This is a genomic window from Nonomuraea sp. NPDC048882, from assembly GCF_040649755.1.
GTDB lineage: Bacteria > Actinomycetota > Actinomycetes > Streptosporangiales > Streptosporangiaceae > Nonomuraea > Nonomuraea maheshkhaliensis.
Window position 1 is genome coordinate 444,823 of the sequence record NZ_JBEZGB010000005.1, and the last position, 23,927, is coordinate 468,749.

22 protein-coding genes are annotated in these 23,927 nt (G+C 67.8%); 2 read left to right on the forward strand and 20 right to left on the reverse strand.

Annotated elements, in window-relative coordinates:
- Positions 1-24 precede the first annotated feature (24 nt).
- The 3 genes from AB0C27_RS20900 to AB0C27_RS20910 are packed head-to-tail and all read right to left on the reverse strand — an operon-like array spanning position 25 to position 3,040.
- Positions 25-870 (reverse strand): carbohydrate ABC transporter permease, encoded by an 846-nt coding sequence (locus AB0C27_RS20900; RefSeq protein ID WP_357846285.1) that lies wholly within the window; start codon positions 868-870, stop codon positions 25-27.
- Positions 871-875: 5 nt separating this feature from the next.
- A complete protein-coding gene (locus AB0C27_RS20905; RefSeq protein ID WP_357846287.1) occupies positions 876-1,814 on the reverse strand; it encodes a sugar ABC transporter permease in 939 nt (312 codons plus the stop codon).
- 56 nt (positions 1,815-1,870) lie between these two features.
- The gene (locus AB0C27_RS20910; RefSeq protein WP_357846289.1) at positions 1,871-3,040 is read right to left on the reverse strand and encodes a sugar ABC transporter substrate-binding protein; all 1,170 of its coding nucleotides are present in this window, start codon (positions 3,038-3,040) and stop codon (positions 1,871-1,873) included.
- A gap of 417 nt (positions 3,041-3,457) precedes the next feature.
- Between AB0C27_RS20910 and AB0C27_RS20915 the strand changes: the two genes are divergently transcribed.
- Both AB0C27_RS20915 and rarD read left to right on the forward strand, forming a co-directional pair.
- Positions 3,458-4,276, forward strand: coding sequence for a DeoR/GlpR family DNA-binding transcription regulator (locus AB0C27_RS20915; protein ID WP_357846291.1), 819 nt, complete (start codon positions 3,458-3,460; stop codon positions 4,274-4,276).
- A 134-nt stretch (positions 4,277-4,410) separates the two neighbouring features.
- Positions 4,411-5,340 (forward strand): EamA family transporter RarD, encoded by a 930-nt coding sequence (rarD, locus tag AB0C27_RS20920; protein ID WP_357846293.1) that lies wholly within the window; start codon positions 4,411-4,413, stop codon positions 5,338-5,340.
- On the opposite strand, the gene AB0C27_RS20925 is transcribed toward rarD, so the two are convergent.
- From AB0C27_RS20925 to AB0C27_RS21005, 17 genes are all read right to left on the reverse strand, one after another.
- Positions 5,316-6,305 (reverse strand): polyprenyl synthetase family protein, encoded by a 990-nt coding sequence (locus AB0C27_RS20925; RefSeq protein WP_357846295.1) that lies wholly within the window; start codon positions 6,303-6,305, stop codon positions 5,316-5,318. The genes rarD and AB0C27_RS20925 overlap by 25 nt on opposite strands.
- 11 nt (positions 6,306-6,316) lie before the next feature.
- Positions 6,317-7,909, reverse strand: a complete 1,593-nt coding sequence (nuoN, locus tag AB0C27_RS20930; RefSeq protein WP_357846297.1) for an NADH-quinone oxidoreductase subunit NuoN — start codon at positions 7,907-7,909, stop codon at positions 6,317-6,319.
- Positions 7,906-9,465 carry an NADH-quinone oxidoreductase subunit M gene (locus AB0C27_RS20935; RefSeq protein WP_357846299.1) on the reverse strand — a complete coding sequence of 520 codons (1,560 nt, stop codon included), beginning with the start codon at positions 9,463-9,465 and terminating at the stop codon, positions 7,906-7,908. Before AB0C27_RS20935 ends, nuoN begins: the two co-directional genes overlap by 4 nt.
- A complete protein-coding gene (gene nuoL / locus AB0C27_RS20940; RefSeq protein ID WP_357846653.1) occupies positions 9,465-11,312 on the reverse strand; it encodes an NADH-quinone oxidoreductase subunit L in 1,848 nt (615 codons plus the stop codon). Before nuoL ends, AB0C27_RS20935 begins: the two co-directional genes overlap by 1 nt.
- 73 nt (positions 11,313-11,385) lie before the next feature.
- Positions 11,386-11,682 carry an NADH-quinone oxidoreductase subunit NuoK gene (nuoK, locus tag AB0C27_RS20945; RefSeq protein ID WP_020542667.1) on the reverse strand — a complete coding sequence of 99 codons (297 nt, stop codon included), beginning with the start codon at positions 11,680-11,682 and terminating at the stop codon, positions 11,386-11,388.
- Entirely contained in the window at positions 11,679-12,458 is a 780-nt protein-coding gene (locus AB0C27_RS20950) for an NADH-quinone oxidoreductase subunit J (protein ID WP_357846302.1), read from the reverse strand. Before AB0C27_RS20950 ends, nuoK begins: the two co-directional genes overlap by 4 nt.
- Positions 12,451-12,966 (reverse strand): NADH-quinone oxidoreductase subunit NuoI, encoded by a 516-nt coding sequence (gene nuoI, locus AB0C27_RS20955; RefSeq protein ID WP_106246440.1) that lies wholly within the window; start codon positions 12,964-12,966, stop codon positions 12,451-12,453. The genes AB0C27_RS20950 and nuoI overlap by 8 nt, the downstream gene beginning before the upstream one ends.
- Positions 12,953-14,236 (reverse strand): NADH-quinone oxidoreductase subunit NuoH, encoded by a 1,284-nt coding sequence (gene nuoH / locus AB0C27_RS20960; RefSeq protein WP_357846304.1) that lies wholly within the window; start codon positions 14,234-14,236, stop codon positions 12,953-12,955. Before nuoH ends, nuoI begins: the two co-directional genes overlap by 14 nt.
- Positions 14,233-16,611: an NADH-quinone oxidoreductase subunit G gene (locus AB0C27_RS20965; protein ID WP_357846307.1), complete on the reverse strand. Its 2,379-nt coding sequence runs from the start codon at positions 16,609-16,611 to the stop codon at positions 14,233-14,235. Before AB0C27_RS20965 ends, nuoH begins: the two co-directional genes overlap by 4 nt.
- Positions 16,608-17,897 (reverse strand): NADH-quinone oxidoreductase subunit NuoF, encoded by a 1,290-nt coding sequence (gene nuoF / locus AB0C27_RS20970; protein ID WP_357846309.1) that lies wholly within the window; start codon positions 17,895-17,897, stop codon positions 16,608-16,610. The genes AB0C27_RS20965 and nuoF overlap by 4 nt, the downstream gene beginning before the upstream one ends.
- Entirely contained in the window at positions 17,894-18,550 is a 657-nt protein-coding gene (gene nuoE / locus AB0C27_RS20975) for an NADH-quinone oxidoreductase subunit NuoE (RefSeq protein ID WP_357846311.1), read from the reverse strand. The genes nuoF and nuoE overlap by 4 nt, the downstream gene beginning before the upstream one ends.
- On the reverse strand, positions 18,547-19,872 hold the full coding sequence (locus AB0C27_RS20980; RefSeq protein ID WP_346100980.1) for an NADH-quinone oxidoreductase subunit D: 1,326 nt from the start codon (positions 19,870-19,872) through the stop codon (positions 18,547-18,549). The genes nuoE and AB0C27_RS20980 overlap by 4 nt, the downstream gene beginning before the upstream one ends.
- On the reverse strand, positions 19,869-20,474 hold the full coding sequence (locus AB0C27_RS20985; RefSeq protein ID WP_357846655.1) for an NADH-quinone oxidoreductase subunit C: 606 nt from the start codon (positions 20,472-20,474) through the stop codon (positions 19,869-19,871). The genes AB0C27_RS20980 and AB0C27_RS20985 overlap by 4 nt, the downstream gene beginning before the upstream one ends.
- A gap of 86 nt (positions 20,475-20,560) precedes the next feature.
- Positions 20,561-21,112 carry an NADH-quinone oxidoreductase subunit B family protein gene (locus tag AB0C27_RS20990; RefSeq protein ID WP_346100979.1) on the reverse strand — a complete coding sequence of 184 codons (552 nt, stop codon included), beginning with the start codon at positions 21,110-21,112 and terminating at the stop codon, positions 20,561-20,563.
- A 2-nt stretch (positions 21,113-21,114) separates the two neighbouring features.
- Entirely contained in the window at positions 21,115-21,510 is a 396-nt protein-coding gene (locus tag AB0C27_RS20995; RefSeq protein WP_111175515.1) for an NADH-quinone oxidoreductase subunit A, read from the reverse strand.
- Positions 21,511-21,574: 64 nt separating this feature from the next.
- Positions 21,575-22,831, reverse strand: a complete 1,257-nt coding sequence (locus AB0C27_RS21000) for a geranylgeranyl reductase family protein (RefSeq protein ID WP_357846314.1) — start codon at positions 22,829-22,831, stop codon at positions 21,575-21,577.
- Positions 22,832-23,188: 357 nt separating this feature from the next.
- Complete coding sequence (locus tag AB0C27_RS21005) at positions 23,189-23,905, reverse strand: demethylmenaquinone methyltransferase (protein WP_357846316.1); 717 nt, start codon at positions 23,903-23,905, stop codon at positions 23,189-23,191.
- Between the last annotated feature and the right edge of the window lie 22 nt (positions 23,906-23,927).

Here is a 23,927-nt window from a genome sequence, read left to right on the forward strand (position 1 = left end):
CTCTCCTTTTGCGTGCTGGGTGTGTCAGGCCTTGACGGCGCCGGCGGTGAGCCCGCCGATGAACCGTCGCTGGAACAGGAGGAAGAGGAGCAGGACCGGAATGGACCCGAGGATGCTCATCGCCATCATCTGATTCCACTCGTACGAGTGCTGGCCCATGAGAAGTTGGATGCCGATCGGCACGGTGCGCATGTCGTCGGTACGGGTCAGACTGAGCGCGAACAGGTACTCGTTCCACGAGATCATGAACGTGTACACGCCGACCGCGATCAGACCGGGCACCGAGATCGGTACCAGGATCCGCCACAGCGCGGTCCAGTTGGTGCCGCCGTCGACCTTGACGGACTCGTCCAGCTCTCGTGGCAGCGTGTTCAGGTACGCGGTGATCATGATGATCGCGTACGGGAGGGTGAACACCATGTGCGTGAGGATCAGGCCGGGATAGGTGTTGTACAGCCCGAGCGCGACGACGAGCCCGAAGTACGGAATGACGAGCGTGATCGGCGGCACGGCCTGGACGCTGACGATCACGGCGTTGATGGTCTTCTGGAACGGGAACGTGAAGCGGCTGAAGGCGAACCCGGCCAGGACGGCCACCAGCAGCGTCAGGATGGTCACCGCGAAGGCGACGATGTAGCTGTTGAGGAAGTACCGCAACTGGGCACCGTTGCCCAGGATCTCCCAGTAGGCGTCGAACGAGAAGCTGCCGGTGATGAGCTTCGGCGGATTCTGGAAGACTTCTCCGTTGCTCTTGAACGAGGTGGACAGCAGCCACAGGACCGGCAGGCCGGCGAACAGCCCGCCGATGACGAGGCCGGTGATGACACCGGCCTTGGCGAGGGTGCGACGACTCTTGATGGTGGTGGCCATGCGTCTCACCGCTCCCTTTGCTGGCGTACGTAGAAGAAGGCCAGGATCATCGTCAGCAGCAGCACGATCACGGCGGCGGCGGACGCGGTCGCGAACTCGTACTCGCTGAAGGCCTGCTTGTAGGTGTAGGTGCTGAGCATCTCGGTGGCGTGCAGCGGTCCGCCGCCGGTCGTCATCCAGATCAGTGCGAACTGCTGGGACGTCCAGATCAGGTCGAGCACCCCCATGCTGACGATCACCGGTCGCAGTTGGGGCAGCGTCACGTGCGTGAACCGCTGGAACCAGTTCGCCCCGTCCATCGCGGCCGCTTCGTACAGATGACCAGGGATGCCCTGCAGCGCGGCGAGCAGACTGATCATGAAGAACGGGTAGCCGGACCAGATGTTGACGAACGTGATCGCCCAGAGCGCCTTGGCCGGGTCGCCGAGCCAGTTCACGCCCTCCTGAATGAGACCCAGCGTGTGCAGGACGTAGTTGACCACGCCGGACGGGTCGAGCAGCAGCCGCCAGATGACGGCGATCACCGCGATCGTGAACAGCCAGGGCAGGATGTAGACGATTCGGAAAACGGCCTTGGTGACCCCGCCCAGCAACTGGGTGTTGAGCATCATCGCGAAGGCCAGGCCGAGGACCAGGTGGGCCACGGTGCTGACCGTGATGAAGATGGCGGTGTTCTGCAGCGCCGCCAGGAAGTCCGGGTCGGTGAGCACCTTGGTGTAGTTGGCGAACCCGGCGAACACCGGGTTCTCCTGGACGATCACGTTGTCCTGGAACGAGTAGCTGATCACCATGACGATGGGGACCACCATCAGGACCACGATCAGAAGCACCGTGGGGGACAGATAGCCGTACGGGATCAGGCGCCCGGCCAGGGTGGAGCGGGTCCGGCCGGGTGTGACCCGCTCCTCGGTGGGCGCCGTCTTCGGCGCCGTCATGGATGTCATCGCTTTCTCCTTGATCGCGCGCCGCGCCCGGGGGACCGGCACGGCGCCCGGGCGAGCTACCCGATCGCCGAGGTCCAGGACTCCTGCGCCTTGGCGAGGGCGTCGTCGACACTCGTCTTGCCGGTCAGCACGAGCTGGAGCTGCTCGTCGAAGCTGCGCATCAGGTCCTCGGACTTGGGCAGGCCGACGAACTCGTTGGCGGGGTAGCCCTGCTGGTAGATGTCGAAAGCGGTCTTGAACAGCGGGTCACTGTCGCTGAAGTCGGGCTGGGCGTTCTTGTTGCCCGGGAAGCCGTTCGCGATCGTGCTCAGCTTCGCGTTGGTCTCCTTGCTGAGCAGGTAGGACACGAACTTGAACGCCTCGGCCTTGTGCTCGGTGGAGCCGGAGATGCCGATGCCCCACGACGCGTACGGGATGCCGCGCTTGCCGGTGTAGCCGTCCTCGGCCGGAAGGGCCGCCACCTCGAACTTCAGATCCGGCTTGTTCTTCTTGATCAGGTTGATGTGCGCGAGCGAGTCGATCATCATGCCGACCTGGCCGTTGGTGAACTTCTCGACCTTGTCCTGTTCCTTCATGGTGAGCGAGCCGGGGGCGATGACGCCCGCGTCGTTCAGGCTCTTCACATACTCGACCACGCTCTTGACCGGCGCGCCGGTCAGGTTGGGCTTGCCGTTGGTCAGCATGCTGCCGCCGGACGCCCAGAGCCAGGACATGACGTCGTTCTGGATGCCGTTGGGGACGGCGGTGTCGAGCGGGAGCGCCCAGCCCTTGACGTCACCGCCGGTTGCGCTGATCTTCTTGGCCGCGTCGAGGAACTGGGTGCGCGTGGTGGGCACCTTGGCGACGCCGGCCTTGGTGAGCAGGTCCTTGTTGACGAAGAGTGGGTAGACGAAGTTGACCACCGGGATCATGTAGGTCTTGTCCTTGATCTGCACCTGACTGGCGAGCTGGCCGGCGTCGTAGTTCGCGTCGGCCATCAGCTTGGACAGATCGGTGATCGCGCCCTGCTTGGCGAAGTCGTTGACCCAGGCGCCGTCGAGGCCGACCACGTCGGGCAGAGTCTTCGACGCGGCGCCGGTGATCAGCTGCTGCTTCGTCGAGGCGTACGGCGCGCTCAGCAGCTTGATCTTGATGTTCGGATTCTGTGCGGTGAAATCGTTGACAATCTTGTCGAACTCCCCGGCCGGCAGCTCGGCCCCCCACCACTGGGCGAACTCCAGCGTCACACTGCCGTCCGAGGCGGTGTCGCTCGAGGTGCCCGAGCCACACGCCGTCGCGAGCGCGACCGTCGCAGCCGCTGTGGCTGCCCCTATCACTCGCCTCACCCGGGTTGCATCAACCACCATGACGGGCTCCTCCTACTTCGAGATCTTTCCGCCCTCTGCCGAGTTGGCCGTCACGTTAGCAGCGTGTTACGGACGTAAACAAGAGAAGAACGGCAGAAAGCTGCGAAGTACGGCATAATGTGGTGCCATGAAGCAAGATCCGGCGCCCCATCGCCGCCCCTTGATCTGTGGATTTCCCCTTCTTCACCGACCTTCGGCCGGCCCTGCCCCCTCTTGCTGCTCTCGGCAGCTCTATGCGGCAACGTGCCCAATCGGCGCAGACTTGTGGAATACTCCCGCACTGACAAGGGGGAATCAGTGAGCGTTGACAGGGACGAGCGGCAGCGCCACCTACCCGCCGGGCGCAAAGCCCAGCTGGCCGCGTACGTGGCCGACACCGGTCAGGTCACGGTGAGCGAGCTCGCCGAGCGCTTCGGCGTCTCCATCGACACCGTGCGACGCGATCTCGATCAGCTGGCCGCCGAGGGCATCCTCGTGCGTACGTACGGCGGCGCCGTCAGCCTGTCCACGGTCTCCCGCACCGACCGCGCCGTCGACCAGCGGCTTGCCGTGCAGGAGCAGGAGAAGGAGAAGATCGCGGCACTGGCCGCGACACTGGTCGACGACGGCTCGACCATCATGATCAACGGCGGGACGACCACCCTTGCGCTCGCCCGCAGTCTGGGCCAGCACCGCGACCTCACGGTGGCGACGAACAATCTGCTGGTGCCGAGCGCGCTCCCGCCCACGGCCATCCGCGACATCTACGTCTTCGGCGGCGCGGTGCGCGCGCTCACCCTCGCCACGATCGGCCCGGTCAGCTTCCGCGCCAACACCGGCGCCGAGCTGGACATCAGCTGCGATCTGGCGCTGATCGGCGTCGGCGCGGTCTCAGCCGACGCCGGCTACACCACGAGCAACCTCGCCGAGGCCGCGATGATGCAGGAGATGATCTCCCGCGCGGCCCGCGTGGCGATCCTCGCCGACTCCTCCAAATTCGGCCGCCGCCTGTTCGCCCAAGTGTCGGAACTGGGAGCTGCCGACTACCTGATCACCGACGCCGCACCGCCACCCGACCTGCGGGGCGCCCTTAAGGCGAGCGGCGTGGAGGTGCTCACCCCCGCGGTCAAGCCCTAGCGCTCAGAAGAGCTCGTCAGGCCCCATCGGACGTCAACCCGGCCCCGCAAACCAACACACTTAAGCATGTCTACATATTTCCGTATAGTGGACAAAGTTTGTGTTCAAGGTGGTAATGCCCGAAACTGGGTGACATGCCTGACGCTCGGCGTGGTGTTCTGCTCGGTATCGCCGCCTACATCATGTGGGGACTCTTCCCCCTCTACTGGCCTCTCCTCAAGCCTTCTGGAGCCGTCGAGATCCTCGCCCACCGCATGGCGTGGTCGCTGGTGATCGTGGCGATTCTGCTGAGCGTGCGCAGGCACTGGTCGTGGATGCGCCAGATCGTCAGGCAGCCCGCCAAACTCGCCCTGCTGACGCTGGCCGCCATCGTGGTGACCGTCAACTGGGGCACCTACATCTACGCGGTCAACGCCGGGCACGTCGTCGAGAGTGCTCTGGGATACTTCATCAATCCCCTGGTCAACGTGGTGTTCGGGGTCGCGTTGCTGCGGGAGCGGCTGCGGCCGCTGCAGTGGGCGGCGGTCGGGTTCGGGGCGCTGGCGGTGCTGGTGCTGACGTTCGACTACGGGCGCCTGCCGTGGGTCGCGCTCACGCTGGCCGTCAGCTTCGGCCTGTACGGGCTGATCAAGAAGCAGGCCAACGTGGCGGCCACCGAGAGCTTCGCGGTCGAGACGATGGTCTTGCTGCTGCCGGCGCTGGGCTACCTGGTCTATCTGCAGGCGAGCGGGGGGACCACGTTCGGGCACGCCGGGGTCGGACACGTGCTGCTCATGGTGGGGGCCGGGGCCATCACGGCGGTGCCGCTGATCTGCTTCGGAGCGGCGGCGATCCGGGTGCCGTTGAGCACGCTGGGCGTGTTGCAGTACATCGCGCCGATTCTGCAGTTCGCGTGCGGTGTGCTGATCGCCAAGGAGGTCATGCCGTCGAGCCGGTGGATCGGGTTCTCGATCGTGTGGCTGGCGCTCGTGATCTTCACGTACGACGGGCTCCGGGCGGCGCGTACGTCCGCCCGGAAGCGCACCGAACTCAGGGCACCTCAGCCCGAGCGCTCGACCACGTAGTCGCAGAGGGCCAGGAAGGCGGCCCTGGCCGGGATGTCGGGCAGGCCGGAAAGGTCCGCCCGGGCCCGGTCCACCCACGCCACCAGCTCCGCCCGCGCCCTGGCCATGCCGGGATGGGCGCGGAGCAGGGTGAGGGTCTCCTCGACGTCCTCCTCGGCCACCGGCCCCGACAACAGGGCCGCCAGCCGCGGCGAGTCGCCGGCCGCCAGCGCGTACAGCACCGGCAGCGTCTTGACGCCCTCGCGCAGGTCGGTGCCCTGTGTCTTGCCCGACTGGGCGCCCGTGGAGGCCACGTCCAGCAGGTCGTCGCCGAGCTGCCAGGCCACCCCGATGGCCTCGCAGGCGCGGCTGAGACGCTCTTCGACGTCCGCGGGCGCGCCCGACAGCAGCGCCCCGAAGCGGCCCGAGGCGGCGATCAGGGAGCCGGTCTTGTCGGCCAGGACGCTCAGGTAGTGGGCGACCGGGTCCTCGTCGTCGCGCGGGCCGATGGTCTCGCGGATCTGTCCCTGCACCAGGCGCGAGAACGTCTGCGCCTGGATGCGGATCAGCTCGGGACCGAGGTCGGCAAGGATGTCGGAGGCCTGGGCGAACAGGTAGTCGCCGGTGAGGATGGCCACGGTGTTGTCCCACCGGGCGTTGGCCGAGGGCGTGCCCCGGCGCACCGGGGCCTCGTCCATGACGTCGTCGTGGTAGAGCGAGCCGAGATGGGTCAGCTCGATGACCACGGCGCCGGGGACGACCCCCGGCGCCGACGGGTCGCCGAACTGGGCGGCGAGCAGCACCATCAAGGTGCGGAACCGCTTCCCGCCCGCCTCGATGAGGTGCTTGGACGCCTCCGTGACGAAGGCGTCCTCGCTCTCCACGGACGAGCGCAGGAGCTTCTCGACCGCGGCCAGCCCGGTGGCCACGTCCTGCGCCAGCCGTTCGTCCTCAATGGGAAGGTCAACCACGGGAGGCGCAGACATACGAGATCCCCTTATCTGATGAACAGGCTGCTGGCAGCGTCGTTGGCAACACCGAGCACGGACTCCGGGTAGAGGCCCACTCCTACGGTAACCAGCAACGAAACGGCGATGACCGCCACGGTCCCCATACTGGGGGCCGCGACGGCGGGGCCGTCCGCCGCCGGCTCGCTGAAGAACATCAGCACGATCACGCGGACGTAGAAGAACGCCGCGATCGCGGAGGCCACCACGCCGACGACGACCAGGCCGGCCATCCAGCCGCCCATGGAGTCGCCGGGCTGGGTGCCGCTGTTGAGCGCGGCGGCGAAGACGGCGTACTTGCCGAAGAAGCCGCTGGTCAGCGGGATGCCGGCGAAGGCGAGCAGGAAGAAGGCGAACGCCCCGGAAAGGACGGGCGCGCGCTTACCGAGCCCGGCCCACCGTGACAGGTGCCCGGCCTCGCCGCCGGGATCGCGCACGAGCGTCAGCACCGCGAACGCGCCGACCGTGGTGATGCCGTAGACCGCCAGATAGAACAGGATCGCCTTGAGCGAAACCGCGTTCTGCTGCGCGCTCCCGTACGTGGCCAGCACGCCGACGAGCAGGAAGCCCGCGTGCGCGATGGACGAGTACGCCAGCATCCGCTTGATCTCGGTCTGGGTGATCGCCAGGATCGAGCCGACGATCATCGTGAGCGCCGCGACGCCCCAGATGACCGGCCGCCAGTTCCAGTCGAGGTTCCCCAGCCCCACCCAGAAGACCCTCAGCACGGCCCCGAAGGCCGCCACGAGCGTGCCGGAGGCCATGAGGGCGGTGATGGGGGTCGGGGCGCCCTGGTAGACGTCAGGCTTCCACGCCTGGAACGGCGCCGCGCCGATCTTGAACAGCAGGCCCACGCCGAGCATGGCGAAGCCGATCAGCAGCAGCGGGTCGAGCGTGTTGCCCTCCGCCATGGCCCGGTTGATGCCCGGCAGCGAGACGGTGCCCGCGAAGCCGTAGATCATCGCGGTGCCGTACAGGAAGAAGGCCGAGGAGAACGCGCCCAGCAGGAAGTACTTCATCGACGCCTCCTGCGACAGGAGGCGGCGCCTGCGGGCCAGGCCGCACAGCAGGTAGAGCGGCAGCGACATGACCTCAAGGGCGACGAACATCATCAGCAGGTCGTGCGCGGCCGGGAACAGCAGCATGCCGCCGACCGCGAACAGGACCAGCGGGTAGACCTCCGTGTGGCCGGTGCCGTTGTCGTGGGCCTCGGCCTCCTCCTCGTCGGAGCTGCCCGGCACGGACGCGGCGGAGGCCACGAAGTGCCCCTCGTCGTTGATCAGCAGCACGCAGACGAACGACAGGATGAGGATGACGCCCCAGATGAACAGCGAGGGGCCGTCGACCGCCAGCGCCCCCATGGCGGAGGGCGCGGTGGAGACCTGGCCGCGCAGCGTCTGCACCAGGACCAGCGCGAACGCGCCGGCCAGGCTCAGCAGCGTGAGCGGCACGTGGAAGGACTTGCGCAGGTAGCGCGGCGCGAACGCCTCGATGAGCACGCCGATGCAGGCCGCGCCGAAGACGACCAGCAACGGCGCCAGAGTGCCGTACTCGATCGTCGGCGCTGGGATGACGTCGTTCACTGACCCGTCCCCTTCTCAGCGATGGTGGAGGTGGGCACCTTCACGTTGGTCAGCGTCTGTTGCACTGACGGGTTGATCACGTCGAGCAGCGGCTTGGGGAAGAAGCCGAAGCCGATGATCAGGGCGACCAGCGGGGCCAGCACCCAGATCTCGCGGGCGTTGAGGTCCTTGAACGCCTTGACCGGCTCGGCCGTCGGCCCGTTCATCGTGCGCTGGATCATCCACAGGATGTAGACGGCCGCCAGGATCACCGCGACCGCGGAGATGATCGCGGCCACCGACAGCGCACCCGAGCCGTGGGCCTGGCTGGAGTACGAGCCGATCATGACCATGAACTCGCTGACGAACGACGACAGGCCCGGCAGCGACAGACCGGCCAGACCGGCGACCAGGAAGAACCCGGCCAGCACCGGAGCGACCTTCTGCACGCCTCCGTAGTCCCCGATGAACGGCGAGCCGCGCCGCGCGATGAGGAACCCGGCGGCCAGGAACAGCGCGCCGGTGGCGAAGCCGTGGTTGACCATGTAGAGGGCCGCGCCGGACTGGGCGACCGAGGACATGGCGAACACGCCGAGCACGATGAAGCCGAAGTGGGAGATCGACGTGTAGGCGATGAGCCGCTTCATGTCGGTCTGCCCGATGGCCACGATGGCGCCGTAGATGATGCTGATGACCGCCAGCACGACGATCGGCATCGTGAACGCCTTGGCCGCGTCGGGGAAGAGCTCCAGGCAGAAGCGGAGCATCCCGAAGGTGCCGACCTTGTCCAGCACGCCGACCAGCAGCACCGCGGCGCCGGCCGGAGCCTGGGCGGCCGCGTCGGGCAGCCAGGTGTGCACCGGCCACAGCGGCGCCTTGATGGCGAAGGCGATGAAGAAGCCGGCGAACAGCCACTTCTGCATGGCCGGATCCTGGATGACCCCGACGAGGTCGGGGAACATGAACGTCTTGCTGCCGGCCACCACGTAGAGCCCGATGACCGCGACCAGCATGAGCAGGCCGCCGAACAGCGAGTACAGCAGGAACTTCACGGCCGCGTAGGACCGCTGGGCGCCGCCGTACGAGCCGATCATGAAGTACATCGGGATCAGCATGGCTTCGAAGAAGACGTAGAACAGGAAGATGTCGGTCGCCGCGAAGACGCCGATCATCATCGTCTCCAGCACCAGCAGCAGCGAGAAGTACGTCTTCACCGACCGCTTGGGCGTGACCAGCGTGCCGTCGGCGGTCTTGACGCCGTCGGCGTCGTGCCAGGAGGCCAGCACCACGATCGGCACCAGCACCACCGACAGGGCGATCAGCACGAGCGCCACGCCGTCCACGCCGACCCCGAACTTCACGCCGAAGCTCGGGATCCAGTCGTACTCGGCCTTGAACTGGAAGCGCTCGCCGCCCGGCTTGAACCCGGCGGCCATGACGCCGGTCAGGACCAGCACCAGCAGCGAGACCAGCAGCGTGACCTGCTTGGCCAGCTTGTCACTGCCCTTGGGCAGCAGGGCCACCACGATGGCGCCCACCACGGGCACCGCCATGAGTATCGGAAGCCAGGGTGACATCAGATGGTCCCAACGAGGAGCAGGGCGCCGGTCAGCAGGGCGGCACCGATCAGGATGGACAGCGCGTACGTTCTGGCGAAGCCCGTCTGGATCCGCCGAAGGCGCCCGGAGCTGCCGCCGATGCCCGCCGCCAGGCCGTTGACCAGCCCGTCGATGCCCCGGTTGTCGAAGAACACCGCGAGGCGTGTCAGCCACTGGCCGGGGCGCATGAAGAGCGACTCGTTGAGCGCGTCACCGTAGAGGTCGCGCCGGGCGAACGTGGTGAGGAAGGAGCCGCGCGGCTGCACCGCGGGCACCTCGGCCCGGCCGTACTTCATCCACGCGATGGCCGCGCCCACGGCGACCAGCGCCAACGTGGCCAGCCCGGACGGGGCGAAGGGGGCGAAGTGCGGAAGCTCCTCCGGCAGACCGACAGCCGGCGCCAGGAACAGCATCAGCCGGTTGCTGAGCACCAGGTAGCCGCCCAGACCGAGCGCGCCGAGCGAGAGGATCAACAGCGGGATGGTCATCACCAGCGGCGACTCGTGCGGGTGCGCGTCCTCGGCCCAGCGCTTCTCGCCGAAGAAGGTCATGAAGACCATGCGCGACATGTAGAAGCCGGTGATGCCCGCGCCCAGCACGGCCAGCCAGCCCAGGATCGGCTGGTGGTGCACCGCGGTCTCGATGATGCCGTCCTTGGTGAAGTAGCCGGACAGCAGCGGGAACCCGATGATCGCCAGGTAGCCGATGAAGAACGTGACGAACGTGATCGGCATGACCTTGCGCAGCGCGCCGTACTTCCTCATGTCGACCTCGTCGTTCATGCCGTGCATGACCGAGCCGGCGCCGAGGAACATGTCGGCCTTGAAGAAGCCGTGCGTGATCAGGTGACCGATCGCGAAGGCGTAACCCGCCGGGCCTAGGCCCGCGCCGAGCATCATGTAGCCGATCTGCGACATCGTCGAGCCGGCCAGGCCCTTCTTGATGTCGTCCTTGGCGCAACCGATGATCGCACCGGCGAGCAGCGTGGCCGCGCCGACGATGGTGACGGCGAGCGCCGCCCCCGAGCCCTCGGGGAAGAAGAACGCGCCGGAGCGGACCACGAGGTAGACGCCGGCGGTGACCATGGTCGCGGCGTGGATCAGGGCCGAGACCGGGGTCGGGCCCTCCATCGCGTCGAGGAGCCACGACTGCAGCGGCAGCTGCGCCGACTTGCCGCACGCCCCGAGGAGCAGCAGCAGGCCGATGGCGAGCATGGCGCCGTTCGTCTGACCGGCCGTGATCTGCTCGCCCAGGTTCTTGAAGGTCAGCGTGCCGAACGTGGTCCAGATGACGAACATGCCGACCAGCAGGCCGAAGTCGCCGACCCGGTTGACCACGAACGCCTTCTTGGCCGCCGTCGCCGCGGACGGCTTGAACTGCCAGAACCCGATCAGCAGGTACGACGCCAGACCGACGCCCTCCCAGCCGATGAACAACCCCACGTAGTTGTCGGCCAGCACCAGCAGCAGCATCGCGGCCACGAACAGGTTCAGGTAGCCGAAGAACCTGCGCCGGTGCTCGTCGTGGGCCATGTAGCCGACCGAGTAGATGTGGATCAGCGAGCCCACACCGGTGATCAGCAGCGCGAAGCTGATCGACAGCGGGTCGATCAGCAGCCCCATCTTGACCATGCCGGGGATGAAGTCGTACAGCTCGACGGCCTTGCGGCGCTGCTCCTCCCCGAAGCCGATCAGCTCGAAGAACGCCAGCACCGCCACGACGAACGAGGCGAGGGACATGGCCACGCCCAGCAGATGGCCCCAGCGGTTGGTGAACCGGCCGAACACCAGCAAGACGAGCGCCCCCAGCAACGGGAAGGCGATCATCAGCCAAGCGCTGCCGATCACTCCGCCTGTGTGCTGGGTGATCTCAGCGATATGAGATTCCACCAGTCACCTCTTAGTACTTCAGCAGGTTGGCGTCGTCAACGGACGCGGACCTGCGGGTTCGGAAGATCGTCACGATGATGGCCAGGCCCACCACGACCTCGGCCGCGGCCACCACCATCACGAAGAACGCGATGATCTGGCCTTCCAGGTTGCCGACCTGCCGGGAGAACGTGACGAAGGCGAGGTTGCAGGCGTTGAGCATCAGCTCCACGCACATGAACACCACGATCGCGTTCCGCCTGATCAGCACGCCCATGGCGCCGATGGCGAACAACAGGCCGGACAGTACGAGGTAGTGAGTCGTCATTTGGTGACCTCGTTGTTTTCCTCGGCGTCGTCCTCGGCCGTCTGCTTGATGGCCGCGGCGAGCTTGGGATCCTCGGGAAGGTGTCCGTGCTCGACGTCGTAGCGTGCGATGTAGCGGTTGACCGAGGACTCGGCGACCGACCCGTCCGGCAGCAGCGCCGGCATGTCGATGGCGTTGTTCCTGGCGTACGTGCCGGGGCCCGGCAGCGGCGACGGGTGGTCGCCGAGGAACCGGGCGCGGGACAGGTCCTTCTGCGTGACCTTCTCGGTGAGCCGCTCGCGGTGCGCCAGCACCATCGCGCCGAGCGCGGCGGTGATCAGCAGCGCCGAGGTGATCTCGAACGCGAACACGTACTTGGTGAACAGCTGCAGCGCGATCGAGCGGATGTAGCCGCCCTGCTGGGTGACCGCCGCCAGCCCGGCCTCAGGAGCGAAGATCGCGTTGCCGACCGCGGCGGTGATCAGCGCCAGGAAGCCGAGCCCCGCGATGATCGCCCAGAAGCGCTGGCCCCTGAGCGTCTCGACGAAGGAGTCGGAGGAGTCGACGCCGACGAGCATCAGCACGAACAGGAACAGCATCATGACCGCGCCGGTGTAGACGATGATCTGCACCGCGGCCAGGAAGGGCGCGTCCTGCACCGCGTACAGGACGGCCAGGCAGAGCATCACGGTGCCGAGCATCAGCGCGGAGTACACGGCCTTGCGGTTGAAGACCATGCCGAGCGCGGCGCCGACGGAGACGACGGCGAGCACCCAGAAAGTGATGGTCTCACCCATTGGTCCGCCCCAGCCGGTAGTAGTCCTCTTCGGTCTCACCGAGCCGCATGGCGTGCGGCGGCTGCTCCATGCCCTGGGTCAGAGGGGCGAGGAGCATCTCCTTGGTGTAGATGAGGCTCTCGCGGTCGGTGTCGGCGAGCTCGTACTCGTTCGTCATGGTGAGCGCGCGGGTCGGACACGCCTCGATGCACAGTCCGCACAGGATGCAGCGCAGATAGTTGATCTGGTACGTGCGCCCGTAACGCTCACCCGGCGAGAAGCGCTCCTCGTCGGTGTTGTCCGCGCCCTCGACGAAGATCGCGTCGGCCGGGCACGCCCAGGCGCACAGCTCGCACCCGATGCACTTCTCCAGCCCGTCCGGCCAGCGGTTGAGCTGGTGACGCCCGTGGAAGCGCGGAGCCGTCGGCTTCTTCTCCTCCGGGTAGTTCGTCGTGACGGGCTTTTTGAACATCGTGTGGAAGGTGACCCCGAAGCCCTTGACGGGGTTCAGCCAATCAGTTAGTCCCACTGGGAATCTCCTTGTGCTGCACCCCGTGGTAGTGCGGCAGGTCGAGCGGCGGCACAGGGAAGCCGCCGGCCTCCGGCTCGTTGGACAGTTCCTCGAACTCGGCCTCCACCTGAGCCTTCTTCGCTTCCTTGCGCCGCTGGTTGACGGTGTCGAAGCGCATCCAGATGGCCAGCGCGCCGATCACGATCACCACGCCGAGCCCGATGCCGAGCATCTTGTTCCCCTCGTTGACCACCACGTTGCGCACGGCGGCCACCAGCAGGATCCAGGCCAGGTTGACCGGGATCAGCACCTTCCAGCCCAGCGCCATCAGCTGGTCGTAGCGAACCCGCGGCAGCGAGGCACGCACCCACACGATGAAGCAGAAGGTCAGCACGAACTTGATGAAGAACCACAGCACCGGCCACCAGCCCTGGTTGGCGCCGTCCCACAGCGAGATCGGGAACGGAGCCCGCCAGCCGCCCAGGAACAGCGTCACGGCGATGCCGGTGGCGGTGAAGGTGTGCAGGTACTCGCCCATCATGATCAGGGCGAACTTCAGCGACGAGGAGTATTCCGTCTGGAAGCCGCCGACCAGCTCGCCCTCGCCCTCGGGCAGGTCGAACGGGATGCGCGCGGCCTCACCGAACATGCAGACCACGTAGACGAGGAAGGACGGGATCAGCAGTACCGCGAACCAGGTCTGCTCCTGCGCCTTGACGATCTCCGAGGTGGACAGCGTCCCGGCGAACAGGAAGATGGCCACGAACGACAGGCCCATCGCGATCTCGTACGAGACCACCTGGGCCGCCGAGCGCAGACCGCCCAGCAGCGCGTACGGCGAGCGCGACGACCAGCCGGCCAGCACCACGCCGTAGACGGAGACCGCGCCCATGGCCAGCATGAACAGCACCGCCACCGGCAGGTCGACCAGCTGCAGCGGCGTCTGCACGCCGAACAGGTTGACCATCGGCCCGAACGGCACGATGGAGAAGGCGAGGAACGCCGGCACCACCATGATGATCGGCGCCAGCAGGTAGAGCACCTTGTCCACGGTCCGCGGGAAGAGGTCCTCCTTCAGGCCCATCTTCAGGCCGTCGGCCACGGACTGCAGCAGACCGAACTTGCCGGCCCGGTTGGGGCCGTAGCGGTTCTGCATCCGCGAGATGAGCTTGCGCTCGAACCAGACGCCGAACAGCACGCTCAGCATCAGGAAGACGAACAGCATCACGGCCTTGATGATGGTGATCCACACCGGATCGTGGCCGAAGTTCTCCAGGGTGGGACTCATGAGGCGCTCCCGATGGTGACGATGTCGCCGGCCACCGCGCGCAGGTCACGGGTGACCGAGCAGCCGCCGGAGTTCGCAGGCACCCAGACCACGCGGTCCGGCAGGTCGGCGACGCGCACCGGCAGCGTCACGGTGTCGCCGACGACCAGCTTGTCGCCGTCCGCGACGCCGAGCTCGGCCGCCGTGCCGCTCGAGACCAGTGCCTCGGCGGTGCGGGCGGTGCCCGCGAGGTACGGCTCGCCGTCCTGCAGCCTGCCGTCGTCGAGCAGCAGGTGCCAGGTCGCCAGGACGGCCTGACCCTGCTCGGGCAGCTCCAGGGTGCGGGTCAGGGCGTTCGGCGCGTTGACCCGGCTGCCCCGCCAGGCGCCCAGGCCCGACAGCTCGCGCCGGACCGCCTTGGCGTCCGGCAGGCCCAGGTGCACGTCCATGCGGTCGGCCAGGTTGGAGATCACGGCGAGGTCGGACTGCAGCCCGGGCACCTTCAGCGGCGCCTCGAACGAGCGGCCCCTGCCCTCCCAGTTGACGAACGTCCCGCCCTTCTCCTGCACGGAGGCGACGGGCAGGACCACGTCGGCGCGGTCGGTGACGGCGCTGGCGCGGATCTCCAGGCTGACGATGAACGGCGTGCGCTCAAGCGCGTCGAGCGCGGCGGCCGGGTCGGCCAGGTCGTAGGGGTCGACGCCGGCCACGACCAGCGCGTCCAGGTCTCCGTCCGCGGCGGCGGCGAGGATGCCGGCGGTGTCGCGGCCGGGCGTGGCGGGCAGCGAGGCCACGTTCCACGCCCTGGCGACCTCGGCCCTGGCGCTCTCGTCGTCCACGGGGCGGCCGATCGGCAGCAGGTTGGGCAGCGCGCCGGCCTCGATAGCGCCGCGCTCACCGGCCCGGCGCGGGATCCAGGCGATCCGGGTGGCGGTGGAGGCGGCGGCCAGGCGGACGAGGGCGGACAGCGCGCCGGGGACCGTGGCCAGGCGCTCGCCGGCCAGCACGATCGTGCCCTCGGCCAGCGTGCCGACCAGGTCGCCGATCGCGTCGGCCTCGGCGCCGGGCGCGGTGCGGACGAGCGTGCCGCCCATCTTCACCAGGCCGGGGGTGGCGAAGGGCGCGATCGAGGTGACCTTGAGGCCCTTCTTCTGCCACGCCTTGCGCAGGCGCAGGAAGACGATCGGCGACTCCTCCTCGGGCTCGAACCCGACGAGCAGCACGTGGGGCGCGTTCTCAAGGTCGGTGTAGCTGATCTCGATGCCCTTGCCGGCCACCGCGTGCGCCAGGAACTGCGCCTCCTCGGCGGAGTGGGGCCTGGCCCTGAAGTCGACGTCGTTGGTGCCCAGGGCGAGCCGGGCGAACTTGGCGTAGGCGTAGGAGTCCTCGACCGTGACCCGGCCGCCGACCAGCACGCCGGCCTTGCCGCGGGCCTTGGCCAGGCCCTCGGCGGCCACCATCAGCGCCTCCGGCCACGAGGCCGGCACGAGCACGCCGTCCTCGTTGCGCACCAGCGGCGTCTTGAGCCGGTCGGGCTGCGTGGCGTAGGAGAACGCCCAGCGGCCCTTGTCGCAGTTCCACTCCTCGTTCACCAGCGGGTCGTTGCCCGCCAGGCGGCGGGTGACCCGGCCGCGCCTGTGGTCGGTGCGCTGGGCGCAGCCGGCCGCGCAGTGCTCGCACGCGCTCGGCGTGGACACCAGGTCGAACGGGCGGGCCCGGAACCGGTAGGCGGCGCCGGTGAGCGCGCCCACCGGGCAGATCTGCACCGTGTTGCCGGAGAAGTAGGAGTTGAACGGCTTGCCCTCGGCCGTGCGCACCTGCTCCTTGGCCCCGCGCTCGAAGAACTCGATGAGCGGGTCGCCTGCGATCTGGTCGGAGAAGCGGATGCAGCGCGCGCACTGGACGCAGCGCTCGCGGTCGAGCAGCACCTGCGTGGACAGCGGCAGCGGCTTGGGGAAGGTGCGCTTCTGCTCCTGGAAGCGCGACTCGCCCTGACCGTTCGACATGGCCTGGTTCTGCAGCGGGCACTCGCCGCCCTTGTCACAGACCGGGCAGTCGAGCGGGTGGTTCATCAGCAGCAGCTCCATCGCCCCGCGCTGCGCCTTCTCGGCGACCGGCGAGGTGAGCTGCGTCTGCACGACCATGCCCTCGGCGACCTCGATCGCGCACGACGGCTGCGGCTTGGGGAAGCCGCGGCCGTTGCCCGCGTCGGGGATGTCGACCAGGCACTGGCGGCAGTTGGCCGCCGGGTCGAGCAGCGGGTGGTCGCAGAACCTGGGAATCTGGATGCCCAGCAGCTCGGCGGCCCTGATGATCAGAGTGCCCTTGGGGACACTGACCTGGAACCCGTCGATGGACAGGGTCACCAGGTTCGTTTCGGTCTCTACGACGGTCACTGCTCACCCCAGAGAGTGGACTTCTTCGGGTCGAACGGGCAGCCGCCGATCTCGAAGTGCTTGAGGTACTCCTCGCGGAAGTACTTCACCGAGGAGTGGATCGGGCTCGTGGCGCCGTCGCCCAGCGCGCAGAACGAGCGGCCGAGGATGTTGTCCGCGATGTCGGTGATCGTGGTCAGGTCGTCCTCGGTGCCCTGGCCCTTCTCCAGGCGCTTGAGCACCTGCTTGAGCCAGTACGTGCCCTCGCGGCAGGGCGTGCACTTGCCGCAGGACTCGTGGGCGTAGAACTCGGTCCAGCGCAGCACCGTGCGGACCACGCAGGTGGTCTCGTCGAAGATCTGCAGCGCCCGGGTGCCGAGCATCGAGCCCTTGGCGCCGACCGCCTCGAAGTCGAGCGGCACGTCGAGGTGCTCGTCGGTGAAGATCGGCGTGGAGGAGCCGCCCGGGGTCCAGAACTTGATCTGGTGCCCCTCGCGGACGCCGCCGGCCATGTCGAGCAGTTCGCGCAGCGTGATGCCGAGCGGGGCTTCGTACTGGCCGGGCCTGGTGACGTGGCCGCTGAGGGAGAAGATGCCGAAGCCCTTGGACTTCTCGGTGCCCATCCCCGCGAACCAGTCGGCGCCGTTCGCGATGATCGAGGGAACACTGGCGATCGACTCCACGTTGTTCACGACAGTAGGCGAGGCATAGAGGCCCGCCACGGCCGGGAACGGGGGCTTGAGCCGAGGTTGACCTCTGAAGCCTTCGAGCGAGTCGAGCAGCGCCGTCTCCTCGCCGCAGATGTAGGCGCCCGCGCCGCTGTGCACGACGAGCTCCAGGTCGTAGCCGGAGCCGAAGATGTCGCTGCCGAGGAAGCCCTTCTCGTACGCCTCCCGCACGGCCGCGTGCAGCCGCCTGATCACGTGCAGCACCTCGCCGCGCACGTAGATGAAGGCGTGGTTGGCCCGGATCGCGTAGGCCGTGATGATGATGCCCTCGACCAGCGAGTGCGGGTTGGCCATCATCAGCGGGATGTCCTTGCAGGTGCCCGGCTCCGACTCGTCGGCGTTGACGACGAGATAGTGCGGCTTGCCGTCGCCCTGCGGGATGAAGCCCCACTTCATGCCGGTGGGGAAGCCTGCGCCGCCGCGGCCGCGCAGGCCCGAGTCCTTGACGGCCTGGATGACGGCGTCGGGGTCCATGCCCAGCGCCTTCTTGGCCGCCTCGTACTCGCCGTAGACGCCGAGCGTGAAGGAATTGGGCTGGTCCCAGTTGGCCGTCAGGACCGGTGTCAAAGTCGTCGTCATGCTTCCGGGGCCTTCCATCCCTTGGCCTTGGCCACCTTCAGGCCCTCAAGCGAGGGGCCGGCGGCCGACGGGCCGTCGCCCGCGAGGTCGTCGGGCAGGCCGGCGAGCACACGGGAGGCGTCCTTGAAGGTGCACAGCTTCTTCGGGCCGCGCGTGGGCCGCACGTCCTTGCCGTCACGCAGGTCGTCGACGAGCTGCTTGGCCGACTCAGGCGTCTGGTTGTCGAAGAACTCCCAGTTGACCATCATGACCGGGGCGAAGTCGCAGGCCGCGTTGCACTCCAAGCGCTCCAGCGAGATCTTCCCGTCGGCGGTGGCCTCCTCGTGGCCGACGCCGACGTGCTCGGTGAGCTCGTCCCAGATCTCGTCGCCGCCCATGACCGCGCAGAGCGCGTTGATGCACACGCCGACGTGATATTCGCCGGCCGGCCTGCGCTTGTACATGGTGTAGAAGGTCGCCACGCCGGTGACCTCGGCCTTGCTGATGCCGAGCATCTCCGCGCAGAACTCCTGGCCGTCGTCGGAGACGTAGCCGTCCTCCGACTGCACGAGGTGGAGCAGCGGCAGCAGGGCGGAGCGGGTCTTGGGATAGCGTCCGATGATCTCCTTGGCGTCCCGCTCAAGACGCTCACGGATCTCCGGTGCGTAAGTCACCGGTCCACACCTCCCATGACGGGGTCGATAGAAGCCACCGCGGCGATCACGTCGGCGACCTGGCCGCCCTCCGCCATCGCGGGGAAGCCCTGCAGGTTGCAGAAGGACGGCTCGCGGAAGTGCACGCGGTAGGGCCGGGTGCCCCCGTCGCTGACCACGTGGGCGCCGAGCTCGCCCTTGGGCGACTCGATGCTGGCGTACGCCTGCCCGGCCGGCACCCTGAAGCCCTCGGTCACCAGCTTGAAGTGGTGGATGAGGGCCTCCATCGAGGTGCCCATGATGTGGGCGATGTGGTCGGGCGAGTTGCCGAACCCGTCGGGGCCGAGCGCGAGCTGCGCGGGCCAGCCGATCTTCTTGTCCTCGATCATCACCGGGTCGCCCTTGAGCGGGCCGGCGATGCGGTCGAGCGCCTGCTCGACGATCTTGAGGGACTCCTCCATCTCCTTCATGCGGACGAGGTAACGCGAGTAGACGTCGCAGCCGCGCTCGGTGGCGACGTCGAACTCGTAGGTCTCGTAACCGCAGTAGGGCTGCGACTTGCGCAGGTCCCACGGGAGGCCGGCGGCGCGCAGGATCGGCCCGGTGATGCCCAGGGCCATGCAGCCGGTCAGGTCGAGGTAGGCCACGTCCTGGGTGCGGCGCACGTAGACGGGGTTCTCGTCGAGGAGCTTGCGGATGTCCTTGATCCGCTTGGGCATCTCCTTGAGGAACTCGCCGACCTTGTCGACCGCGCCCGCGGGCAGGTCGACGCTCACGCCGCCCGGCCTGATGTAGGCGTGGTTCATCCGCAGGCCGGTGATGTACTCGAACAGGTCCATGATCATTTCACGATCGCGGTACCCGAAGAGGAACGGCGTCGTCGCGCCCAGCTCCATGCCGAACGTGCCCATCGCCACCAGGTGCGAGGCGATGCGGTTGAGCTCCATCATCATCACGCGGATGGCCTGAGCCCGGTCGGGGATGCGGTCCTCGACGCCGAGCAGCTTCTCCACGCCGAGACAGTAGGCGGTCTCGTTGAAGATCGGCGACAGGTAGTCCATCCGGGTCACGAACGTGGTCCCCTGGGTCCACGTCCGGTATTCCATGTTCTTCTCGATGCCGGTGTGCAGGTAGCCGATGACGCCGCGCGCCTCGGTGACCGTCTCGCCGTCGAGCGTCAGGACCAGGCGGAGCACGCCGTGCGTGGACGGATGCTGCGGGCCCATGTTGACGACCAGGCGCTCCTCGTCGGAGTCGCGGACTCCGGTGACGACCTCGTCCCAGTCGGCGCCGGAGACGTTGTAGACCTTGCCTTCCGTCGCCTCGTCATAAGCGGTGCTCATGAGTAGCTCCTCCTCTGGTCGGGCGAGGGAACGGTGGCGCCGCGGTATTCGACCGGGATGCCGCCGAGCGGATAGTCCTTGCGCTGGGGGTGCCCGTCCCAGTCGTCCGGCATCATGATCCGGGTGAGCCCGGGATGACCGTCGAAGACGATGCCGAAGAAGTCGTACGCCTCGCGTTCGTGCCAGTCGTGACCAGGGTAGACGCTCACTGTGGAGGGGATGTGCGGGTCGGCGTCGGGTGCGCTCGCCTCGACGCGTACGCGCCGGTTGTGCGTGATCGAGCACAGGTGGATGACCGCGTGCAGCTCCTCGCCCACCAGATGCGGGTAGTGCACGCCGGTGACGCCCAGCGACAGCTCGAAGCGCAGCGCCGGGTCGTCGCGCAGCTTCTGGCAGACCTCGACCAGGCGCTCGCGCTTGACGTGCAGGGTCAGCTCGCCGCGGTCGACGACCACGCGCTCGATCGCGTCGTCGAGCCCGAGGGTGTCGACGAGCTCGTCGAAGTAGCTCCCGTACGGGCGGGGCGTCGACAGCTGCGGCGCCCTGCGCACGACGAGGCCGCCGTAGCCGGAGGTGTCGCCGGAGTCGTGGGCGCCGAACATGCCCCGCCGGGCGACGGGCGGCTCCTGGGCCGCCGGCACCTCGGGGACCTGCGCGTCCGGGACCTCGGGCAGGTTGTCTGGCGAGGTCACTTCGCGCTCCCCTGGTCGATGAGCGGCAGCGTGCGCAGCGCCTGCAGTTCGAGCTCCTCGATCTGCTTGGCGCGGTGCGCGCCGAACTTCATGTTCTGGATCTTGTCGTGCAGCTTCACGATCGCGTCGATGAGCATCTCGGGCCGCGGCGGGCAGCCGGGCAGGTAGACGTCCACCGGCACGACGTGGTCGACGCCCTGCACGATCGCGTAGTTGTTGAACATGCCGCCGCTGGAGGCGCACACGCCCATGGAGATGACCCACTTCGGCTCGGCCATCTGGTCGTAGATCTGCCGCAGGACGGGAGCCATCTTCTGCGACACGCGCCCGGCGACGATCATGAGGTCGGCCTGGCGGGGAGACGCCGAAGCGCGCTCCATACCGAAGCGCGCCAGGTCGTAGTGGGGGCCGCCGGTGGCCATCAGCTCGATGGCGCAACACGCGAGACCGAACGTGGCCGGCCACACGGAGTTCTTGCGCGCCCAGCCGGCGGCCGCTTCGACCGTGCTGAGGATGAACCCGCTGGGGAGTTTCTCTTCAAGTCCCATTTTCAGTCCCAGTCCAGACCCTTGCGGCGCCACACGTACGCGTAGGCGACGAGCACGGTGACGATGAACAGCAGCATCTCGACGAGCGCGAACAGACCCAGGCCCGAGGAGAGCACGCGGCCGAGGTCGTCCGTCTGCGGAGCGAACGAGACGGCCCACGGGTAGAGGAAGATGATCTCGATGTCGAAGACGATGAAGAGCATCGCCGTGACCATGTATTTGAGCGGGAACCGTCCGCCACCGACCGGCTGGGGCGTCGGCTCGATGCCGCATTCGTAGGCGTCAAGCTTGGCGCGGTTCCAGCGCTTGGGACCGGTGAAGGGAGCGATGGCGACCGAGAAGATCGCGAAGCCCCCCGCGAGAACGGCGAGCACCAGGATGGGCACGTAAAGGTCCATCGCTACGCCTCCTCTGGAGTCGCCGCGCGCGCGGGCGCGCAGCCGGATCTGTTGATTGCGAGATTCATGCTGGTGGCGCGACCTTCGAGAGTGCGTTAATGATCATGTCCGACGCATCGCCTCGCCGGTCGGTGAGATTACCAAGGAGTTTGAGCGCGAAGCGCATCAGCCTCGGGTGAGGCAGCCCGTGCTTGGTGCCGAAGCTCATCACCCCGGGCTTCCCGATCGCCTCGACGAACAGTCTCCCCAGCGTGAAGTAGCCGCCGTAGGCGTCCTTCAGCACTCGAGGATAGGTCCGCAGGGTCCGTTCCCGCTGCGCGGGGGTGGTGGTCCTGAGGGCCTTCGCGATGATCTCGGCGGCGATCTCGCCGGTCTCCATGGCGTAGGCGATGCCCTCGCCGTTGAACGGGTTGATCGCCCCGCCGGAGTCTCCCACGAGCACCAGGCCGCGTGTGTAGTGGGGCTGCCTGTTGAAGGCCATCGGGAGCGCGGCGCCGCGGATCGGGCCCGTCATGTTCTCCTCGGTGAAGCCCCACTCCGCCGGCATCGACCGGCACCAGCGCCGCAGCAGGTCGCGGTAGTCGATGTTGCCGAACTGTGAGCTGGTGTTGAGCAGCCCGAGCCCCACGTTGGAGGTGCCGTCGCCGACGCCGAACACCCAGCCGTAGCCGGGCAGCAGCGTGTCGCCGTCCCACAGCTCCAGCCAGGTCTCCAGGTAGTCGTCGTCGTGACGCGGGCTTTCGAAGTAGGTGCGCACGGCCACGCCCATCGGGCGGTCTTCGCGCTTGTGCAGGCCCATGCCCAGGGCCAGGCGGGTGCTGTTGCCGTCGGCGGCCACGACCACGCGGCTGCGGAAGGTGCGGCCGTCCTTGGTGGTCACGCCGACGATGTGGCCGCTGCGGTCGTCGAGGACGGGGCCGGTGACGGTGACGCCCTCCATGAGGCGTACGCCGTTCTTGACCGCGTTGGCGGCGACGATCTCGTCGAAGTCCTGCCGGGTGCGGACGAGCCCGAAGTCGGGGAAGCGTTCGAGCTGGGGCCAGTCGAGCTCGAAGCGCAGGCCGCCGCCGACGACACGCAGGCCCTTGTTCCTGATCCAGCCGGGCGCGTCGATGTCGACGCCCATGTTCTGCAACTGCTTGACCGCACGCGGGGTCAGACCGTCGCCGCAGACCTTCTCCCGGGGGAACCTGGTCTTCTCCAGGAGCAGCACGTCGAGCCCGGCCTGAGCGAGGTAAAAGGCGGTTGCGGAACCGGCGGGACCGGCGCCGACGACGATGACGTCGGCGGCGTCAGCCTGTATGGCTGTTGGCACGGTCACTGGACTGTCCTGTCCCTACACGCTCGAAGGCCGTGGGGTGTCGCGCCTTCGTTCCTTTGTGAACCCCTTCACAAACTTACCGGGCCGCAGTCTACTGCTTTTCGGGTACATAGTGGCAGTCGGGGTGCCGTTCTGTGATCCAAGTGGATGGCGTGTCGCCTGGGGGCAGCGCACTCATGATCCGTCACGCTAGCAGCAGGCCCTGACTGGATCCGAGCGCGGCCGGTCAGGAGCGCCGCACGACTGCGGGGAGTGGGCCGTCGATCCGGTCCGGCGCTCGCGAATCGCCGCCGGCATTTTTTCCGCCGGACTCGTCCCACTGAAATTACCCGCGAAACGCGCGACCGCCCGGCAAGATCAAGCGGGCTTGAAACCCCGGTGCACGGCCACGATCCCCGCGGTGAGATTGCGCCAGGCGACGCGTTCCCAGCCGGCCTCCTGGATGGTCCTGGCCAGCGTCCGCTGATCGGGCCAGTCTCTGATCGACTCGGCCAGATATTCGTAGGAGTCGTCGTTGGACCCGAACACCTTGGCCACCTTCGGCAGCATCCGCATCAGATATTCGCGGTAGACGAGGTCGAACGCTTTGATCGTCACATGGGAGAACTCCAGAATGACCAGCCGCCCGCCCGGCTTGGTCACGCGCAGCATCTCCCGCAGCGCCATGCCGGTGTCGTGCACGTTGCGCAGCGCCACCGAGATCGTCACCGCGTCGAACACGTCGTCGGCGAAGGGCAGCCGCGTCGCGTCACCCGCGAGGAACGGCACCCCGGCCCCCGACAGCGCGTTGCCCCCGTGGCGGGCCACGCCGGTGCGGAGCATGCCGAGCGAGAAGTCGGAGGCGATGGCCCGCGCACCCAGCGTGGTGAACGCGTCGGTGGAGGTGCCGGTGCCGGCCCCCAGATCGAGCACGAGCTCACCGGGACCCGCGTCCACGGCGGCGGCCACCGCCTTGCGCCAGAGCCTCACCTGCCCGAGCGAGATCACGTCATTGACCAGGTCGTAGCGCCGGGCGGTGCGATCGAACATCGCGGCGACCTCATCCGGCTGTTTGTCCAACTGAGCGCGCGTCATGCCCCACACCCTACGGGCCGGC

What these genes read in the sequence shown, in the direction of transcription:
- AB0C27_RS20900 (WP_357846285.1), bottom strand. Translation starts at nt 870, where the DNA reads ATGGCCACCACCATCAAGAGTCGTCGCACCCTCGCCAAGGCCGGTGTC.
- AB0C27_RS20905 (WP_357846287.1), bottom strand. Translation starts at nt 1,814, where the DNA reads ATGACATCCATGACGGCGCCGAAGACGGCGCCCACCGAGGAGCGGGTC.
- rarD (WP_357846293.1), top strand. Translation starts at nt 4,411, where the DNA reads ATGCCTGACGCTCGGCGTGGTGTTCTGCTCGGTATCGCCGCCTACATC.
- AB0C27_RS20925 (WP_357846295.1), bottom strand. Translation starts at nt 6,305, where the DNA reads ATGTCTGCGCCTCCCGTGGTTGACCTTCCCATTGAGGACGAACGGCTG.
- AB0C27_RS20935 (WP_357846299.1), bottom strand. Translation starts at nt 9,465, where the DNA reads ATGTCACCCTGGCTTCCGATACTCATGGCGGTGCCCGTGGTGGGCGCC.
- nuoL (WP_357846653.1), bottom strand. Translation starts at nt 11,312, where the DNA reads ATGATCGCCTTCCCGTTGCTGGGGGCGCTCGTCTTGCTGGTGTTCGGC.
- nuoK (WP_020542667.1), bottom strand. Translation starts at nt 11,682, where the DNA reads ATGACGACTCACTACCTCGTACTGTCCGGCCTGTTGTTCGCCATCGGC.
- AB0C27_RS20950 (WP_357846302.1), bottom strand. Translation starts at nt 12,458, where the DNA reads ATGGGTGAGACCATCACTTTCTGGGTGCTCGCCGTCGTCTCCGTCGGC.
- nuoH (WP_357846304.1), bottom strand. Translation starts at nt 14,236, where the DNA reads ATGAGTCCCACCCTGGAGAACTTCGGCCACGATCCGGTGTGGATCACC.
- nuoF (WP_357846309.1), bottom strand. Translation starts at nt 17,897, where the DNA reads ATGACGACGACTTTGACACCGGTCCTGACGGCCAACTGGGACCAGCCC.
- AB0C27_RS20980 (WP_346100980.1), bottom strand. Translation starts at nt 19,872, where the DNA reads ATGAGCACCGCTTATGACGAGGCGACGGAAGGCAAGGTCTACAACGTC.
- AB0C27_RS20985 (WP_357846655.1), bottom strand. Translation starts at nt 20,474, where the DNA reads ATGTTCGGCGCCCACGACTCCGGCGACACCTCCGGCTACGGCGGCCTC.
- AB0C27_RS20990 (WP_346100979.1), bottom strand. Translation starts at nt 21,112, where the DNA reads ATGGGACTTGAAGAGAAACTCCCCAGCGGGTTCATCCTCAGCACGGTC.
- AB0C27_RS20995 (WP_111175515.1), bottom strand. Translation starts at nt 21,510, where the DNA reads ATGGACCTTTACGTGCCCATCCTGGTGCTCGCCGTTCTCGCGGGGGGC.
- AB0C27_RS21005 (WP_357846316.1), bottom strand. Translation starts at nt 23,905, where the DNA reads ATGACGCGCGCTCAGTTGGACAAACAGCCGGATGAGGTCGCCGCGATG.